General features: G+C 65.4%; 13 protein-coding genes. 4 read left to right on the forward strand and 9 right to left on the reverse strand.

The annotated features are described in order from the left end of the window. The first annotated feature begins 8 nt into the window (after window positions 1-8). Genes Q0A27_RS11650 through Q0A27_RS11660 form a run of 3 tightly spaced genes read left to right on the forward strand, consistent with a single transcriptional unit; the run spans window position 9 to window position 6,422 of the window. Window positions 9-3,578 (forward strand): DUF499 domain-containing protein, encoded by a 3,570-nt coding sequence (locus Q0A27_RS11650; RefSeq protein ID WP_291475662.1) that lies wholly within the window; start codon window positions 9-11, stop codon window positions 3,576-3,578. 20 nt (window positions 3,579-3,598) lie between these two features. Then, a complete protein-coding gene (locus tag Q0A27_RS11655) occupies window positions 3,599-5,257 on the forward strand; it encodes a hypothetical protein (protein WP_291475664.1) in 1,659 nt (552 codons plus the stop codon). Window positions 5,258-5,303: 46 nt separating this feature from the next. Further along, entirely contained in the window at window positions 5,304-6,422 is a 1,119-nt protein-coding gene (locus Q0A27_RS11660; RefSeq protein WP_291475665.1) for a Swt1 family HEPN domain-containing protein, read from the forward strand. Window positions 6,423-6,426: 4 nt separating this feature from the next. Here the strand turns inward: Q0A27_RS11660 and Q0A27_RS11665 are convergent, their stop codons facing one another. From Q0A27_RS11665 to Q0A27_RS11695, 7 genes are all read right to left on the reverse strand, one after another. After that, window positions 6,427-7,035, reverse strand: coding sequence for a metallophosphoesterase (locus tag Q0A27_RS11665; RefSeq protein WP_291475667.1), 609 nt, complete (start codon window positions 7,033-7,035; stop codon window positions 6,427-6,429). 366 nt (window positions 7,036-7,401) lie between these two features. After that, the gene (fni, locus tag Q0A27_RS11670; protein ID WP_291475669.1) at window positions 7,402-8,553 is read right to left on the reverse strand and encodes a type 2 isopentenyl-diphosphate Delta-isomerase; all 1,152 of its coding nucleotides are present in this window, start codon (window positions 8,551-8,553) and stop codon (window positions 7,402-7,404) included. 1 nt (window position 8,554) lies between these two features. Continuing rightward, window positions 8,555-9,664, reverse strand: coding sequence for a phosphomevalonate kinase (locus tag Q0A27_RS11675; protein WP_291475671.1), 1,110 nt, complete (start codon window positions 9,662-9,664; stop codon window positions 8,555-8,557). After that, entirely contained in the window at window positions 9,664-10,689 is a 1,026-nt protein-coding gene (gene mvaD / locus Q0A27_RS11680) for a diphosphomevalonate decarboxylase (protein WP_291475673.1), read from the reverse strand. The genes Q0A27_RS11675 and mvaD overlap by 1 nt, the downstream gene beginning before the upstream one ends. Then, complete coding sequence (gene mvk, locus Q0A27_RS11685; protein ID WP_291475675.1) at window positions 10,686-11,645, reverse strand: mevalonate kinase; 960 nt, start codon at window positions 11,643-11,645, stop codon at window positions 10,686-10,688. Before mvk ends, mvaD begins: the two co-directional genes overlap by 4 nt. 14 nt (window positions 11,646-11,659) lie before the next feature. After that, on the reverse strand, window positions 11,660-11,812 hold the full coding sequence (locus Q0A27_RS11690; RefSeq protein WP_291475677.1) for a hypothetical protein: 153 nt from the start codon (window positions 11,810-11,812) through the stop codon (window positions 11,660-11,662). Window positions 11,813-12,156: 344 nt separating this feature from the next. After that, complete coding sequence (locus tag Q0A27_RS11695) at window positions 12,157-13,125, reverse strand: DUF559 domain-containing protein (RefSeq protein ID WP_291475679.1); 969 nt, start codon at window positions 13,123-13,125, stop codon at window positions 12,157-12,159. A gap of 643 nt (window positions 13,126-13,768) precedes the next feature. On the opposite strand from Q0A27_RS11695, the gene Q0A27_RS11700 reads away from it, so the two are divergent. Further along, window positions 13,769-15,694, forward strand: a complete 1,926-nt coding sequence (locus Q0A27_RS11700) for a solute carrier family 23 protein (protein ID WP_291475680.1) — start codon at window positions 13,769-13,771, stop codon at window positions 15,692-15,694. A gap of 22 nt (window positions 15,695-15,716) precedes the next feature. On the opposite strand, the gene Q0A27_RS11705 is transcribed toward Q0A27_RS11700, so the two are convergent. Both Q0A27_RS11705 and Q0A27_RS11710 read right to left on the reverse strand, forming a co-directional pair. Continuing rightward, window positions 15,717-16,850, reverse strand: coding sequence for an alpha/beta hydrolase (locus Q0A27_RS11705; RefSeq protein WP_291475681.1), 1,134 nt, complete (start codon window positions 16,848-16,850; stop codon window positions 15,717-15,719). A gap of 68 nt (window positions 16,851-16,918) precedes the next feature. Continuing rightward, window positions 16,919-17,929, reverse strand: coding sequence for a malate dehydrogenase (locus tag Q0A27_RS11710; protein ID WP_291475682.1), 1,011 nt, complete (start codon window positions 17,927-17,929; stop codon window positions 16,919-16,921). Window positions 17,930-18,135 lie beyond the last annotated feature (206 nt).

Below are 18,135 nucleotides of genomic sequence, written 5' to 3' on the forward strand. Positions count from 1 at the left end.
GGCTGACCATGGCCCAGAGCAACCGCGACCGAATCAACACCGGCTTCGAGATCCTCGCCGACGCCCTCAACCGCTTCCTCACCCGCGTCGTCCACATCGACGACAACTCCAGCTGGATCGACATCCTCGAACTCACCGACACCCAGCGCTCCGGTAGCCGTGGTCGACAGGACTACTCCGCCGAGGACCCACAGTGCTCCCTGCGGTTCATCACCGAGGGAACCACCCACAAGTTCCGCCCCGGATGGCGTCCCCTCAGCGAGAAGCTCACCCGGTCCGAGGAAGCACTTGCCTCCGAACTTCGGGAGACCCGGAACCTCTGGGCCCACAACGCCAAGTTCACCGACGACGACGCCTACCGTGCCCTCGACACGATGTGCCGTCTCGCCACCGCAGTGAAGGACACTAAGGCAGCGGAGAAACTCGCCGCCCAGCGCAACGGCGTGCGCATCATCCAGGACCGGAAAGTGGAGGCACAGACCAGTCACTCGGCGGAGATCAACATCAGCGGTGAGAACCTCCAACCCTGGCGGGAGATAGTCACCCCGCACCCGGATGTCGCCAACGGAACCTTCAATGCCTCCGCGTTCGCCGCAGACCTGCGCACCGTCGCCGGCCTGACGAACAACCACCGGGCCCCCTCCGGACGACACGCTGCGGCCGCCGACGATTCCGCAGAGACGGTCTCCGCCGGCCCCGAGTACACCGACCCCCAACTGTTCTTCGACCGCACCTACCTCACCGAAGGCCTCCGCGACCTGCTCACCAAGGCCCTCGGTCGAGTCACCGGCGCCAACGACGCGTCCCCGATCATCAACCTGCAGACCAACTTCGGCGGTGGCAAGACCCACTCCATGCTCGCCGTCTGGCACCTCTTCGGTGGACTCGACACAATCCAGCTCCCGCAGGACATGCAGGATCTCCTCGGCGGCGCGGAAATCCCCACCGGAGTCAACCGTGTCGCCCTCGTCGGCACGGACCTCGTCCCCTCAGGCGGCATGGTCAAGCCGGACGGGACGGTCGTCAACACCATCTGGGGCGAACTGGCATGGCAGCTCGGCGGCGCCGAAGCCTACGAGATCGTGAAGGACGCTGACCGTACCGCCACCAGCCCGGGAACCAAACTCCGGGACCTGCTCGCGGCATTCGGCCCCGCGGTGATCCTCATCGACGAGTGGGTGGCCTATGCCCGCCAGCTCGTCAACCGCACCGACCTCGCCGCCGGCAACCTCTCCACCCAGGCGACCTTCGCCCAGACCCTGAGCGAGGCGGTCTCCGCCACCCCGCACTGCATGCTGCTGGTCTCCATCCCTGCCTCCAATGAAATGCGTCCCGGCCAGTACGTGGACGGCATGCTCGACGACGAGGAGGTCGGTGGCGCCGACGGCCGCGAGGCGCTCACCACCCTGCTGCAGGTCATCAACCGCAAGGCCGAACAGTGGCGTCCTGCCGAGGCGAACGAGAGCTTCGAAATTGTCCGCCGGCGCATCTTCCAGGAGGTCGATGCGGAGAACCAGGAGAAGATCCGCGTCATCGCCGCCACCATGCGCACCTTCTACACGAAGCATGCCGCGAGTTTCCCGGTAGAGGCCGCCCGCCCCGACTACCAGTCGAAAATCGAACGGTGTTATCCCATCCACCCGGAACTGTTCGACCGGCTCTACCAGGACTGGGCTGCCCTGCCCCGGTTCCAGCGCACCCGTGGCGTCCTGCGGCTGATGAGCACCATCGTGTCCGCACTGTGGCGTGGGGAGAACAACAGCCCGCTGATCCTGCCCTCCGACGTACCCGTCGGTACAGCATCGGTGACCAACGAACTCACCCAGTACCTCGACGACAACTGGAAATCCATCATCTCCACCGACGTCGACGGAACCGTCCCCCGCGCCATCGACGACAACAGCCCCCTTCTCGGGTCTAGGCACATCACTGCTCGACTGGCTCGGACAGTGTTCCTCGGAAGCGCTCCCCGGGACCGTGGGACCGGTATCGACGAACGCCGTATCGCCCTCGGCACCGCCGTACCCGGCGACAAGATCGGGAACTTCCACAGTGGGCTCACCGCCCTGGCGAACCAGTCGACCCGGTTCTACGAGAACGGCAGCGAGTACTGGTTCGACACCACCGCCAACATCACCAGTGTGGTCCGGGACCGGGCGGAGGCGCTGAGCACCGAGGACGTCCACCGCGAGATCGCAGACCGGCTACGCGCACACGCGGACGCCTGGAACCGCAGAAACAACGCGTCCGTGAAAGTCATCAACTCCCCGGCATCCACCGGGGACATTCTCGACAGCGAAGACCTGCGGCTCATCATCATCCCGCCGTCCGACCCGGTGGACAGCAACGGTTCCCTCGGCGCCGCCGGGGAATGGGCCCGCTCGGCGACCAACAACGTCGGGTTGAAACCGCGTACCTACAGGAACACCGTCGTCTTCCTCGCCGCGGACGCACGCCGGATCGAGGCGCTCGGCGACGGTGTCCGGAAGTACCTGGCGTGGAGCAGCGTCCTGGACGACGCTGACACCCTCGACCTCACCGTCTCGACGATCAACCAGGCGAAAGCTCAGGCGGAGAAGCAGAACCATACCGTCGACGACCGGCTCGCCGACAGCTACCAGTGGGTCATCGAACCCGGGGTCTCCACGGACTCCACCGAAGGATTCGTCTCCCTCACCCAGGAGAAGATCACCGGCGGGTCCGACACGATCCAGCGCGCCGTAGACAAACTGCAGCAGTCCGAGGCATTCGTCAACCAACTGGCCCCGGCGCGGATCGCCATGGAACTGACGAACCACACCAACGGCACCTGGGCGGCGCAGGGGCACTACAGTCTCGGCGACCTGTGGGGCATGTACCCGCGCTACCTCTACATGCAGCGGGTGCTCAACCGCCGGGTCATCGAGGAGGGTATCCGCAATGACGGCGGTACCTTCAATCTGGACGACCGGCCGTTCGCCCTCGCGGACGGTCTGAGCGAAGCAGACAGTGACATCCGATACGAGAACCTCCGTTGGCCTGAGGGCGACTCCGGACTTCCGGCCGGCTCGCTGCCGGATTCCCTGCTCATCGTTCATCCGGACGCCGCGCGCGCCCAGTTCCAGGCTGAGAAGGCCGAACGCGAGGCACGGGAAGCGGCTGAGGCCACCCGCCGGGCTGCCGCGGCCGGTCAGTCAGGACTGACTGACGGGACCAGCGGTGACGGAGAGAACCCGGGAGTTGGTACTGATGAGGGCGGGAACGAGGTCCCGGGTGGCACAGGCGACGTCGGTGGGAACGGAGAGAAAGGCGACGGTGGGATCGTCGGCGTCACGCCACTCCCTCCCGAACCCGAACACCGGAACACCCGTTTCACCGCGACATTCGAACTGCCGGTCTCCGGTGGTGGACCCGGTCTGTACATGCGGATCGACGACGAGATTCTCCACCACCTACGGTCACTGGAGACCAACGGTGGTTCGGTGAACATCACCCTCGATGTCGAGGCCACAGCCCCCGCAGGCTTCAACGATCAGACTCGCGCGATGATCGAGGGCAGCATCGCGGAGATGAACAACGCTTCCGGAACCTTCGAATAGTAAAACTTTTAGGAGATGCCATGCAAGACTTGTACGTATTTCAGTCCGCCGTAGAGGGGAAGACGTCGTCCGACGACCCTTGGAGTATAGGACTTTCAATTCTGGCAAAGTGGATATCTCGAACCATGGGAGACACGGTCATATCTGCCCCAGATCTCCTCACGTCCGGTAATATTGGTAGAGTACCTTCCCGCAATGGTGGAGAAAAATCTGCAGCCTGGAAGTACCTTAATCACAGTAACGGGCAAATGGTTCGCATTGATGTGTTGGATCATTTTCCCGAGGGGGACCAGACGCTTCAAACGCGCACCACATTCGGTACCGATAAAAACGGAAGGTACGCTCTTCGAGTCGTTGTATCCCGTGAGTCCACGACAGGAAGTTTGTCCCCGCTGCGCAAAGCGGATGTCAGACAGCCAGGCCTCGTAAGGGACTTCGTCAACGACTACCGCCTCCGGTGTTTTATTGGCTTAGACATACTGGAAACAAAATATGTCAACGTTCGCAATCAGGAGGAGACCAACTCGCTCATTCAGTACATCCACACAGACCACCGACTGCCCGTTTTGATTATTCACTCTCGAACATTGGAAGCAATATCCGCAGCTAAAGAATGCGCGAACAAGCTCATCGGCCTACTTCGCGTATTCACGGTGGACTATCGATCCAAGCTTGAAATCGATCGTCAAGCCCCAGGAATGGCACCACAAAAATCTGCCGCAGTCCTAGTCTGGCCCGATCGCCAAGTCAATTCCGAGCAGTTCAGCTGGCAAGTCGTAAACTCTGACGATCGAAACGAACTGCGCACTCGCCTCATGGAGCGGCTCTCACTCGTATCTGTTATGCGACGAGGAAGAGATGAAATATTCGCCTCCGCACAAGCAGGAGCAGCTGCCGACAGGGCCGCAGAGGAAAAGGCTGAGCAAAGTAGGATTCTCTCCATCTCAAACAAAGAAGAGATCATCTCATCCCTTGAACAGCGTCTAGCAAAGTCTCGAGAAGATACTCAGACCTGGAAAGAGATGGCCGAAAGTATTGAAGCTGATCTGGAAGGTCTCCAAAGCTCTCAAGCCGACATCACCTCACTACAACGCAACAACGAATACCTGCAAGAGCAGATAGATAATCTCCAAGAGGCTCTTTCAGCAGTTGGGTCAGCGAATAACGTCAGGAAACAAGATACAGTTCCCGAAGCTGACCAGTGGGACGGCGTCCCTAGCCTACGGTCCGGAGATCAAAATTCAATGGAGCGGTTAATTCATGATCTCGAAGACCGCTCGATGGATCGGATAGTTTTTAGTCGGCGAGTCTCAAAGGAATGGAAAAGGGCAAAGTATCCATTTCCAGACGAAATGGTTGACGCCCTCACTTCTATGGCAAAACTTGCAGTCAGCTACTGGGAAGAAGGAGAATCACTGGACGGGAACTGGAAGGACGTCTTCATGGAACGCTTCGGCCTAAATTTTGCCCCGTTCGATAGGGCGATATCCTCGGATTCCGGACTACGAGACTTCTCTTACGAAGGAAAAACCTACGAACGAACGCCTCACATAAAACTCAGGGATAACACTTCTCCGGAGCGATGTGGTCGCATTTATTTCGCCATCGACGACAAAAAGGGTCGGTTCATTGTGGACCACGTGGGGACCAAGATCCACACCGTCGGTATCAGATCTTAGTTGGTTCTGCGTGGACTCAGAAATATGAAATACTGAGTATATGGATATGGTTTCTGCGACTTCCGTCACGAGTACAGTCTCCGACCTCCTCACTTCCCTCAGCCGACGCCTCGACCCGCTCATCGCCGCGCGTCTGTCCGGTGAGCTCGGCGGGGCGGACAGCCTGCCCTGGACCACCATCCTCGCCGAGCTCGACCGGACGAAAGGCCGCAGCCGGCACAGCTACTCCCGTACCGACCTGCAGTGTCAGCTGCGCATGCTCACCGAACGCCTCGGCAGCCTCGGCTACCCTTTCGACGACAACCTGCGCCAGGTCAGCACCGTCGCCAATGAACTGCGCATCATGCGCAACCGCTGGGCCCACAATGACGAGCTCTCCGACCTCGACGCCGTACGCACCTCCGACTACTCCGTCCGACTGCTCACACTGCTGGGAGACACGACCGGAGCCGCCGAGGCGAAGACCCGACGCACCGGACTCCTCTCCGCATACGCCACGAAGACCGAGCTCACTGCACCCGTCCCTGCACCGGACCCGACCCCGATCGCGTCCTCGTCCTCGTCCTCGATTCAGGCCCCCGTAGTGGCAACCACCACGGCACCATCACCCTGCCCTGTGACATCCTCCCCCACCGTCGGTGATACCGGACGCTACGAGTACGAACCCTGGGAGATCGTCATCACAGGCGGTCCCGAGATCATCGACGCGCTACCGAAGAAGGACGCCAAGCTGCAGGTCCGCGGTGTCGCCGCCGAGATCGCCGAGTTCGAGGGGCCCGTCAGTCTGGACCGGCTCGTAACGCTCACCGTCCGCTCCTTCGGCATGTCACGCTGCGGTGCGAAGAAGAAACAGCAGATCGCCCGGCAGCTACGTCAGCTCGACCTCATCATCGACGCCGACGATTTCGTCTGGCCCACCGATATCGACCCCGCCACCTGGCGGGAGTTCCGGCCCACCGGCGCCAACCACACCGCCGGCCGCGACTTCACGGACATCAGCCCGGTGGAGATCGCCAACGCCTGGCGCATCATCGCCGCCCGACAGCCGGCCGGCGCTGATGTTCCGGACGCCGAGATCCGACGTGGCGTCCTCAATGTCTTCGGCATCAGCCGCGCCGGCGCGAAGGTCACAGAGCACCTCTCACGCGCCAAGGCACTGCTGTAACCCCCTATCCCCTGTAGCGCACCGCCTGCCCCACCAACTCCTCCAACCGTTCCGGCGAAACCGGGGCCAGCCCCGTCGCCTCCAGACTGAGGTTGACATGCTTGCGCCGCACCGGCACCGACGAGTGCGTGTGCCCGTGGACCGTGCAGTCGAACCCCTCACGTCCCGCCCACCGGGCCAACAGCGGTGTCTGATGTGGGTCAGGGACCGCGTCCTTCCCCGTCGCCCGGGGAATATGCGTCATCAGTACCTGCCAGCGTCCGATCCGGACCTGCAGGTCCAGGGCGATCACGTCGAAGATCTCCCGGTAGCGCGGCGTCCACTCCGCCACGGAATCCCACCCGAACATCGGGTGGACCCGGTCATGGTTGCCGGGGATCAGCCACATCGTGAGATTCTTCTCCGCCTTCAACTCAGCGAGACGGGCGAGCGCGTAGGCGTCCTTGCGCACGGAGATGTCCCCCAGACAGAGCAGGACGCTGTCCTCCGGAACCTCACGCAGATGGTCGGGCACCACCCGGTCGTGCTGCCCGGTGTCGGCGAACCCGCGCAGGTCAGCAACCAGCCGGTGACCGAGGTGCAGGTCGGACACAGTCCAGAAGTTCGTGGTCATCTGCCTCAGCGTAGCGGGCCCTGGCGCGGACCCATCCCATCCGGACATGGCAGTGCCGCGGCCACCGGCACGAAACATGAGCGGCTCAATGCGCAGAGACCGAGTTCTCGATCCCTTCAACCCACGTTCCGTGCCGCTGACCGCGGCACGGTATCTTCCCACCTCCGGAGTTCTCCGTCGGGGGTGATCACCACCATATACGACCAGTGAACCCCGGGGGGGGTGAGGGTGAAATTCGGGGGCAACACCACGGAAAACCCACCCGAGGTGCGGTTTCCGGAACCCACGACAGGAAAAAACCACCCTATAACGGGGGCGTAGGGCAGCGTCGCACTGGCCCGCCCGCTCCCCCGGCACGCTCAATCGTCACATTCCTCGTCGCGCGAGCCCCTCAAGATCCACCCCACGCAGCCGGGCGAAATCGGCGGTCGTGCCGGTCACCAGCACATCAACCTGCCGCAGCTCCGCCACAGAGGCAGCACCCAGCAGCGTCATCAGGGTGCGGACCTGGGCGATCCACTCGGTGATCTCGTCGATCAGAGTGTCCAGTCCGTCGGTCATCAGCACATGCAGGAAGTGTCCGGAGACACCAACCGCCGAGGCACCCAGTGACAGTGCACGGACCACGTCCAGCGGCGTCGAGACTCCGCCGGACGCGATCACCTGCACCGGCTCCTCCGTCGATTCACCACCGGGCGCGGACTCGCCACCCGGCACAGTCACCGGAGACGCCTGCAGATCCAGCAGACACTCCGCCGCGGTCTGACCCCACCCTGAGAGGTAGGCGTACTCCTGCTTCTCCCGACGCCGGTTCTCGATGTCGATGAAGTTCGTCCCGCCCCGACCACTGACGTCGATGGTGCGCACACCGCGCGCCACGACTTCCGCGACAGACCGGGCCGACAGCCCGAAGCCGACCTCCTTGACCACCACGGGCACATCGACCCCGTCGACGATGTCTGACAGCCGGTCGAGCCAGCCGCTGAAGTCCCGGTCACCCTCGGGCATGACCAGTTCCTGCGCCGGATTCACGTGCACCTGCAGGGCATCCGCGTCGAGGAAGCCGACGGCGTCCCGCGCCTGCTCCACCGTCATCTCCGGGCTGACATTGGCGAACAGGAACGCGTCAGGAGCATTCTCCCGCACCACGGCGAAGGAATGCGCCAGCGACGGGTCCTTCAGCGCCGGGGACGCAGACCCGGTCGCCATCGCCACCCCGGTCGCCGCAGCGGCCCGGGCCAGGTCAGCATTGATCAGCGCGGTCTTCTCCGACCCGCCGGTCATCGCGTTGATGTAGAAGGGCACCGCCCAGTCACGCCCGCACACCGAGGTCTTCAACGCGACCCCGTCGAATGACCCGCCCGGGAAGGAGTGGTGCATGAAGCGCACGTCATCCCACACGCCGTGCGGAGAAACACCACGCACCACACCGGCGTCGCGGAGTTCCCGCAGTTCTTCAGCCAGCCGGACATGCTCGTCCTTGCGTCCTCCCCCGAGAGTGTCCCGTGAGATCGCCATGTCAGTTCCCCCGGTCCGGTCGATGCTGGTGCAGGTTCAGCAGGCGGATGTCCGCCCGCTCCCACACTGCCAGTAGGCCGTCGATGTCGGCGTCCTCCCCGATGAGCACGATGCCGCAGTCCCCACCACCGGCGCCCGAGGTCTTCGCCGCCCCACCGTGGCCCTCGGCAGACTCGATGAGTCGACGCAGCGTCGGCGTCTCGATGGTCGTGCCGGTGTGCTCGCCGAGCTCGCGCAGCAGGGCACGGTTGCGCCGGATCCCGGCGAACACCCCCTGTGTGTCCGCGGCGTCCAGTGCCTTGACGAAGAACTCCACACAGTCGCGCGAGTCCGCCAGGAAGCCGGCATAGGACCACGCGGCATCCCCCCGCTTGTTGGACTGCACATCCCCGACCAGACGGGAGGTGGACGCCGGTGAGCCGGTCCAACCCACCAGCAGCCGCAGCGATTCCGGTGGGGTCAGCGGACGCACCGACAGTCCCGGCCACTCCGACCTCACGAGCTCAAGAAGCGGACGCACGGCCCGCTGCTCCCGGGCCCACTCCCGGTCGAAAGAGGTGTAGGCGATCCAGCCGCCGAACATCGAGGCCGCGACATCGCCGCCGGACCCCGACCGCTGCACCTCGATACTGGCCAGCAGGGCCAGCTTCAACTGCTCCATCAGCGTGAGCTTCAGCCGGTAGTGCGCGCACAACGCCCGCACCGTCGCCACGGTCACCGCGGCGGAGGACCCCAGGCCGAACTTACGGCCCGAGTCATCGTCAAGCTCACTGGTGATGTCCAGGTCGAAGACCTGCAGCGGGACGCCGAGGGCGACCGCCGCCTCCTCCACGATCCTTACCGCGGCCAGCACGAAGCTGAACTGGTCCTGGTCCGGCTCGATGAGCATGTCACTGCCCTGCCGGTACCACTCCAGGTGACTGCCCGCGTTCTGGTCGGTGGTGATGTGGCCGGTGTCCGCGGACGCCGGGCTGACCCGCACGGTGATGTAGCGGTCCACGGCGATGAGCACCGCCGGGTAGCCGGGTTCGACCACGGCGTACTCACCGGCGATATAGAGCTTGCCGGGTGCCCGCACCTCGGTGACAGCACGGGTGAACAGTCCGCTCATCAGTTGGCCTCCTGGGAGTCGGGTCGGGTGATCTCCAGGCCGGGGCCCGAGTAGGCCACGACGGTGCCCAGCTGCGGAGCGACCTCGGCGAGCATCTCGCGCAGTCGCGCGTCCACCCGCTCCGCCTCGGAGGCACGGGTCAGCACTTTGACGTTCGGGCCGGCGTCCATCGTCGCCCATGCCGGAAGTCCCTCCTCACGCAGCGCCTTCACCGCACCCAGCGCGGCACGGGACTGGTCGGTGACGTACTCCACCGGCGGCACGGCCGACGCCATGGTGCCGTGCATTCCGGCGGCGTTTTCCTCGGCGACGGCACCGAGACGCTCCAGGTCGCCTTGCCGCACCGCCTCCATGGCGGACGCCAGATGCCCGGCATGCTCCTCGACCCACGACCGGTAGTCCGGCGAGGTCTGCACCGTCCGACGCATCCCCTCACGGGAGGAGACGGACTTCTCCCCCGCGTCGAGGACCAGCACGACCATGGCCAGATCCCCGGACAGACCGGTCGGATCCGCGACCGGTTCGGCGTAGGAGGACTCGTCGTCGGTGCCGGCGTGCCACACGGCCAGCCCACCGAAAATCGAGCGCGACGCCGACCCGGAACCCCGCCGCGCCAGACGCGACAGTTCACGGTCCGACAGGTCCAGGCCCGCGGCGGAGGCGGCCGCCCCGGCCAGGGCGGCGAACCCGGAGGCGGAACTGGCCAGCCCGGCGGCGGTCGGCACGGTGTTCACCGAGATGACCTCGGCCCGGTCGGTGATCCCGGCGCGCTCACGCACCAGGTCGAGCAGGTCCACGATCCTGTCGTAGGCCCTACCGGTGACGACCTCGCCGTCGAGAGTCGCGGTATCTGCGTCCCCCTCGATGCCGAAGCGGACGGTCGTCGTCGTGTACAGCGCGTCGAGGGTCAGCGACAGCGACGAGGTCACCGGGATGATGAGTGCGTCGTCGGCTTTGCCCCAGTACTTGATCAACGCGATATTCGCGTGTGCTGTCGCAGTCGCCGGGCTGGTGGCATCTGTCACTGCAGGACCTCCCCGGCCATCTGTCCGGTGGCAGGGGCATGGACCCAGGTTCCCCGGGCACCGGCGTCCACCAGTGCCTTCTCGACGCGCTCGGCGTCCTCTTCCGTGGCGGCCAGGGCGATGACGCAACCACCGCGTCCGCCGCCGGTGAGCTTCGCGCCCAGGGCACCGGCCCCGAGGGACGCGGCGACCAGCGCATCCAGCTGGGTGTTGCTCACTCCGAGCTCGCCCAGGATGCCGTGCGCCTCCGTCATCCGGGCACCCATGCCCTGGACGTCACCGGTGCGCAGATCGACGACGACCTCGTCGGTGATCTCGCCGAGCCGGTTGAGTAGCGCCGTGATCACGTCCGGCTCCGCCTCGAAGCGTGCACGGACATGTCCCACGGTCTCCCGCGTGGAGCCCTCGACACCGGAATCGGCGATGACGATCCACGCGTCCGGGCTGAACTCCAGGTCCGTGGCCTGGCCCGCCTGGAAATGGACCGGGGTCTGCGCCGAGGTGGCGACAGCGTCCAGACCGGAAGGACGCCCGTGGGCGACTGTCTCGGCTTCCTGGGTGAGATCGAAGAGCTCGCGCGGGGTGGCCGGCGCGTCGAAGGCGTCGAGGACTGCACGGATGACCGCACCGGCGGCTGCAGCGGACGAACCGAGGCCACGCTCCGGGGGGAACTCCGCTTCCGTGGTGATGCTCAGGCCGGCACCGGGGTGACCGGCGAACGCTGCGGCGACCTCTGCGGCCTTGACGATACTGGAGAACCTGGCCGGAGCATCGCTGAGAGGACCGGTCCAGCCCAGGCCGGAGAGGGTGCCTGGACCGTCCGTGGGCTCGACGCGCGCGATCATGCGCAGCGTGCGCAGCGGCATCGCGATGGCGGGGTGCCCGTAGACCACGGAATGGTCCCCGAAGAGGATGATCTTGGCCACGGTCTGGCCGTGTCCGACGTGAGGTGCCACGGAAGCCTTTCTCGCTACAGCAGGTTCAGGACGATCCTGGGGGAAGAGTACAGCGTCGCGATCTGCACGCCGTAGCCCACGCCCAACTTGTTCAGAGTGCCGCAGACGACGCCCACCGGCAAAATGCCGACACTGTCGACGGTACTGGCGACGGTGCCGTCGAGCACGCAGACGACCGTGAAGGCGACTGTGCGGACGTCGCCGGCACCGGGGTCCGTGAACGTGAGGGTGAACCCGGAGAACAGTCCCGATGTCCTCCCATACTGCCTCATGTCTGCTGCAGTGCACGATGAAACCCACGATCCGGGCGTGTGACGGCTTCATGTGATGATCCGGGTGCTCCGCCACCCCACATGTCCGGAAGTAGTGCCGACAGGTCACTCCGCCCCGGCAGAACCGACTCCTCAGCACTACTTCCGGACACGAGGATGCCGCCACCGACTCCTCAGCACTACTTCCGGACACGAGGATGCCGCCACCGACTCCTCAGCACTACTTCCGGACAGAGAATCTAAGCAGCCGCCGCAGCAACTGCGGCTGCCCTGGAAATCGCACCTGACACCAGTCGGAGCAGTCGTCTGCGGTCGGCGAACAGTGCCGCGTCCACCCGGACAACCTCCCAGCCCAGATCCTTGAGTTCCTGGAGCTGATCGATGTCTTTCTGGTTCTGACCGGCGTCCTGGTGTGTGGAACCGTCGTAGTACAGCGCCACCTTCAGCGAGGCACACGCCAGGTCCAGCACGGTCCAGGTCTCCGTGGGCAGGTCCAGCCGCACCTGCGAGGTCCAGCGGTGACCGTCGGGCAGTATGTCCCGGACAACCAGTCGGAGCAGGGTCTCGCGGGGTGACTGCGCACCCGGATCGACCAGCGGGAGCACCTCCCTGAGCTTGCGTGCAGAGACCAGTCCTCGGCACGCATGCATGATCTCGTCGACGGTGACCGTGGTGCACTGGAGGAACGCGTCGATGAGCTGCACCGCACGCACCTGTACATCGGTCAGCCCGGGGACCTCCGGGACAACCCAGTGGTGCGACCGCATGAACACCGACTTCAGGCACTGGGCTGCAGCCACTGGAGCGGTGACGCACCGCAGCTCCGGCAATTTCGGATCAGGACAGACGGTCTCGCGGGTCAGGCAGGCCGGCCACCGCCGTATCACCGGACGCAGCCGTGCCTTCCCGGTGCCGTCGCCGCCTCCGGTATGACGATGTGACTTGTCGGTGAGCAACAGCACCGGTGCGGAGTCCGCCCAGTAGAGGAGTCCGTGGAATGCGGCGGCGGCCCACGATCCGGTGACGAGGTCGCGGTGCCGCAGCCACTGCGCTCTGGCCCGGGTGATGATGTCCACCAGAAACTCTCCGGGATGATCACCGGCCACCTGCCGCGGTGTCTCCGGCCCGAGCTCCAGGAAGAGGACGCCGCGGGCGACCTCGACATACAACCGGTCAAGCTTGTGACGGGTCACTGTCCCGGAGTCCATCGCTTCCTTACGCCGGAACGGGAGTCTGCTCGGCAGTATCCGCCGGGTGTGTTCCGGTCCATTGCCCGGAGGCAGTCGTTTCTCGTCTGCGGCGCGCCGCCACCACTGTCGCAGACTCTCCCCTGTGGTCGGGTGTTTCTCCCCCATGTTGTGTGATCCCCTCCCGGATCTGTTCAGTTGTCGGCGAAAGACATCTCACCCGCCCCGCCGTCCAGTGAAGCGGAGCACGGCGCGCCCTACAAGCCCCCGTTCCGGGCTGCTGTCTTCCCGGGCTGCCCTTCAACCCGGGCTGCTGTCTTCCCGGGCTGCCCTTCAACCCGGGCTGCCCTTCAACCCGGGCTGCCCTTCAACCCGGGCCCCCTTGTCCGGAAGTAGTGCCGACAGGTCGCTCAGCCCCAGCGAAAACGACCCCTCAGCACTACATCCGGACATAAGAGGGGCGATGACATGAGAAAGCGCGACGTGCAGGTCACAGAACATGTGAAGCACCCCACGATTCCAGGCCGCCCCTACCGGCGGACTACCCTGTGTCGGTACCCCGGTCCATCTGACATCGATCGGCATCGATCAGACATCCACTGACCTCGATCAAACCTCGGACCGTTGACGTTTCCCGGAAAGAACCTGCACGGAAAGAACCTGCATGAGCACAACCACCTACGCCCCTCCGGCCCAGCAGAAGCATCCCGTCGACCAGGTCCCGCCCGCCGGCAAGCTCGCGGTCCTGTCCGTCCAGCACCTCCTCGCGTTCTACGCCGGCGCCGTCGTCGTCCCGCTCCTCATCGCCGGCCAGCTGAATCTCGACGCGAAGACGACGATCCATCTCATCAACGCCGACCTGTTCACCTGCGGTATCGCCACACTGATCCAGTCGGTCGGTTTCTGGAAGGTCGGTGTGCGCCTGCCGATCATCCAGGGTGTGACGACCACGGCCGTCGCACCGATCGTGGCGATCGGCCTGGCCGTCAACGAGGACGGCGGGGTGGGCGTCCTCCCGGCGATCTACGGCTCGATCATCATCTCGGGCATCTTCACCTTCCTCGCCGCCCCGTACTTCGCGAAGTTCATCCGGTTCTTCCCGCCGGTGGTCATCGGCACGGTGCTGACGACAATGGGCATCACGCTGCTCTCGGTCGCCGCGAACGACTTCACGAACTACGCCGAAGGCGCCCCGGAGACGAAGGACCTGGCCTACGCCGGTCTCACGCTGGCGATCATCATCGTCATGCAGCGCTTCTTCAAGGGCTTCCTCGGTACCCTGTCGATCCTCGTCGGCCTGGTCATCGGCACCGCCGTCGCCTTCGGTTTCGGCGACACGGGCTTCGATGACGTGGGCACCTCCGACTGGGTCGGTTTCACGACCCCCTTCTACTTCGGCGCCCCGGAGTTCGTGCTCACCGGCGCGATCTCGATGATCATCGTCATGCTGATCACGATGGTGGAGTCCACCGGAGACGTCTTCGCTGCCGGCGAGATCGTCGGACGCCGCACCACCAAGGAGGACATCGCCCGCGCGCTGCGGGCCGACGGCCTGTCCACCACCCTGGGCGGCGTGATGAACTCCTTCCCTTACACCTGCTTCGCGCAGAACGTCGGTCTGGTGCGCATGACCCGTGTACGGTCGCGGTGGGTCGTCGCGGCGGCCGGCGTCCTCATGATCGTCATCGGTCTGATCCCGAAGGCCGGCGCGATCGTCGCCGCAATCCCCTCCCCGGTGCTGGGTGCGGCGAGTATGGCACTGTTCGCCAATGTGGCGCTGGTCGGTATCCAGACGCTCGGCAAGGTCGATCTGACGGACACGCGCAATGCCACGATCCTCACGATCTCGATGGGTCTGGGCATGCTGGTGACGTTCAAGCCGGGCATCGCCGAAGTCTTCCCGGAGTGGGCACAGGTCTTCTTCGCTTCGGGTGTGACGACCGGTTCGATCGCCGCGATCGTGCTGAACCTGCTGTTCTTCCATGTGGGACGCCGCCCGTCCCCCGACGTCACCCGCGATGCGGCGGGCCGGATGCTCACTCTGGAGGACGTCAACGCCATGGATCAGGCGTCCTTCCTGCGCACCTTCTCACCGCTGTTCAACAATGCGACGTGGCCGCTGGAGCGCGCCCATGCCGTCGGCCCCTTCGCCACGGTCCAGGACCTGCGCGATGCGGTGCAGGACGCCGTGCTCACCGCCCCGCGCGAGCAGCAGGATGCTCTGATCCACGACTACCCGTCGATGGCTGATCTCCTGCTCGACGAGGACGCTCTGAGGCGCGAGTCGGGGTTCGCCGGCTCGCTCGCCCTGGAGGATATGGACGATGTGGAGCAGGAGCAGCTCCGGGACCTTTCTGACCAGTACCGGGAGCGGTTCGGGATGCCTTTCGTCGCCTGCCTGGGCCGGATGGACTCCCGTAGTCAGATCGTCACGGAGGGTCTGCGCCGGCTGGAGAACTCCCCGGAGCAGGAGCACCTGCAGTTGCTGGGCGAGGTCGTGGAGATCTCCAATGACCGTTTCAACAACCTCATCGCGGACGCCAATCCGGTCGCCGCCGCGTGGGAGTCGAAGTTCGACCACCTGGGGTAGGTGGTGCCGGGGACGGAGACGCTCAGATACTCAGCACGTGCCGCACCGCACCGACCGCCTCATCCAGGGCTCGCCCGGACCCCGACCAGATCACGCTGGAGTTCACGAAGGGGTGCACCAGGCCGCGGTGTCGACGCGCCGTCACCGGCACCCCGGCCTCATCCAGGCGGGCGGCGTAGGCCTCACCTTCGTCACGCAGCGGGTCATGTCCGGCAACGGCGACATAGGCCGGGGCGATGCCGGACAGGTCCTCGGCCAGGATCGGGGAGACGAGGTCACCCCGTCGCTCCTCGTCACTGAGCTCACTGACGAAGGCCTTGTCGTACCAGCGGAAGTGGTCTTCGGTGATGTACGGACCGTCGTGGAATTCGCGGCGGCTCGCGTAGGTCGCCATCACCTCGTCGACCTCCCGGAGGTCCACGACCGGCGCGAAGAGCATCTGCAGGGCCGGCTGCGGCAGTCCCCGGTCACGCAGCCAGAGCGTGGACGCGGTGGCGAGGTGCGCACCGGCGGAGTCGCCGGCGATGATGACCTGCTCCGGGTCGATCTCGGCGATCTGTCCGGACACGGCTGCCGAGATCACGGTGGTGACGTCCTCCAGCGGGGCGGGGAACGGGTGCTCGGGAGCCATCCGGTAGTCGATCGAATAGACCTGGACACTGCTGCGACGGCAGAGGAAACGGCAGGTCGAGTCGTGACTGTCGAGGGATCCGGTCGCCCACCCTCCTCCGTGCATGTAGATGATGGCCGGCGCCGGTCTACCGCCCTGCCACCGGGCCGCACCGGCCGGAGTGTAGACGCGCACGCGGACGCCGCCGACGATGCGGTGGTCGACGAGGCCGACCTCCAGTGACTTCGTCCCGCAGGAGCCGGCGAGGTAGGCCTGCCGGTCGACGTTGCGTCGGGCGTCCACGGCGTCCTGGTCGGCAATGTCGGATCCGCCGACGAGTTTCAGCGTGAGCAGGGAGAGGGCGACGTCACCGTCGAGCCGGTCGCCGGCGTTGTTCGTCCGGGAGAAGACCGAGAGCAGCGGAGCGGGGATGAAGCGGAGGGCGCGGGCCCCGGCGGCGATGATCCGGTCGAGCACGGAAGGGCGGTAGGTCTCCGCCCCCTGGTTGGCGCTGGCACGGGCATTCAGTTGCGAAGTCTGTGACATAGATCACAACCATAGGGGGTAGACCCCGCAAAAGGGAACCTTCGGCCCCGAAAAAACTTCAGCCCAGGCTACACGAGACCGAGTTCCTGCACCGTCGACCATTCGTCGGCGAGCTCCTCGACCGAGGCGTCCAGCCGGGCCCGCTGCGCTTCGGACAGCGCCAGGCCCTGCACGATCTGCCAGGCCCCGTCGACCGAGCGGCACGGGAAGCTGCACATCAGACCCTCGGGCACACCGTAGGAGCCGTCAGACGCCAGGACGACCGAGACCCAGTCGCCCTCCGGAGTGCCCTGGACCCAGTCGCGCATGTGGTCCACGGCCGCCGAGGCCGCGGACGCCGCCGAGGAGGAACCGCGCACACTGATGATCTCCGCGCCACGCTTGGCGACCCGCGGGATGAACTCCTCGGTGTTCCAGGTTCCCTCCAGTCCGCCGAGATCCTCGGTGAGTGAGCGTCCGGTGTCGTCGACGAGCTCGGTGATGTCCGGGAACTGTGTGGTGGAGTGGTTGCCCCAGACCGTCATCCGGTGCAGGCCCGAGACCGGCGTCCCGAGCCGCTGCGCGACCTGGGACAGGGCACGGTTGTGGTCCAGCCGCGTCATCGCGGTGACTGAACCGGCAGGCAGTCCACCGGCGGCTGCGGCAATGGCGGCGTTGGTGTTCGCCGGGTTGCCGACGACCAGGACACGGACGCCCGGGTTGGCGTTGGCCGCGATGGCCCTGCCCTGGGGGCCGAAGATGCCGCCGTTGTCGGCGAGCAGCTCGGAGCGCTCCGCACCCTTGCCCCGCGGCTTGGCACCGACGAGGAAGGCCGCGTCCGCCCCGGTGAAGGCGACGTCGGCGTCATCGGTGACGGTGACGGTTCCGAGCAGCGGGAAAGCGGCGTCCTGCAGCTCCATGGCGACGCCCTCGGCGGCGGTGGTGGCCGCGGGAATCTCCAGGAGGTTGAGGTTTACTACGGTGTCGCGGCCGAAGACCTCGCCGGTGGCGAGGCGGAAGAGAAGGGAGTAGGCGATCTGTCCGGCGGCGCCGGTGACGGTCACGGTGACAGGGGAGGTGACGGGGGCGGTGGATTGCACGGTGGGCACTCCTGAAGGGTCGGTGGGTTGTCCGTTCGCCAGTCTAAGTGCATTCCGTGGATCACCCCCTCTTAGGTGGACACCGGTTCGGGTGTATCCACCGTCTGTAGTAGACCTACTAGTCTGGCATTTGCCCGTATACATAAGGACACAACTCAGTACGGGGGTGAAACCACTCCCGTCGCACCCCCTGCACCCCCTGCACC

It is taken from the genome of Corynebacterium sp. (genome assembly GCF_022712275.1).
Taxonomy (GTDB): Bacteria; Actinomycetota; Actinomycetes; order Mycobacteriales; family Mycobacteriaceae; genus Corynebacterium.

Bases quoted from the DNA above. Each gene is read 5' to 3' on its own strand.
- Q0A27_RS11650 (WP_291475662.1), top strand. From the start codon at position 9: ATGGCCCAGAGCAACCGCGACCGAATCAACACCGGCTTCGAGATCCTC.
- Q0A27_RS11655 (WP_291475664.1), top strand. From the start codon at position 3,599: ATGCAAGACTTGTACGTATTTCAGTCCGCCGTAGAGGGGAAGACGTCG.
- Q0A27_RS11660 (WP_291475665.1), top strand. From the start codon at position 5,304: ATGGTTTCTGCGACTTCCGTCACGAGTACAGTCTCCGACCTCCTCACT.
- Q0A27_RS11665 (WP_291475667.1), bottom strand. From the start codon at position 7,035: ATGACCACGAACTTCTGGACTGTGTCCGACCTGCACCTCGGTCACCGG.
- fni (WP_291475669.1), bottom strand. From the start codon at position 8,553: ATGGCGATCTCACGGGACACTCTCGGGGGAGGACGCAAGGACGAGCAT.
- Q0A27_RS11675 (WP_291475671.1), bottom strand. From the start codon at position 9,664: ATGAGCGGACTGTTCACCCGTGCTGTCACCGAGGTGCGGGCACCCGGC.
- Q0A27_RS11695 (WP_291475679.1), bottom strand. From the start codon at position 13,125: ATGGACTCCGGGACAGTGACCCGTCACAAGCTTGACCGGTTGTATGTC.
- Q0A27_RS11700 (WP_291475680.1), top strand. From the start codon at position 13,769: ATGAGCACAACCACCTACGCCCCTCCGGCCCAGCAGAAGCATCCCGTC.
- Q0A27_RS11705 (WP_291475681.1), bottom strand. From the start codon at position 16,850: ATGTCACAGACTTCGCAACTGAATGCCCGTGCCAGCGCCAACCAGGGG.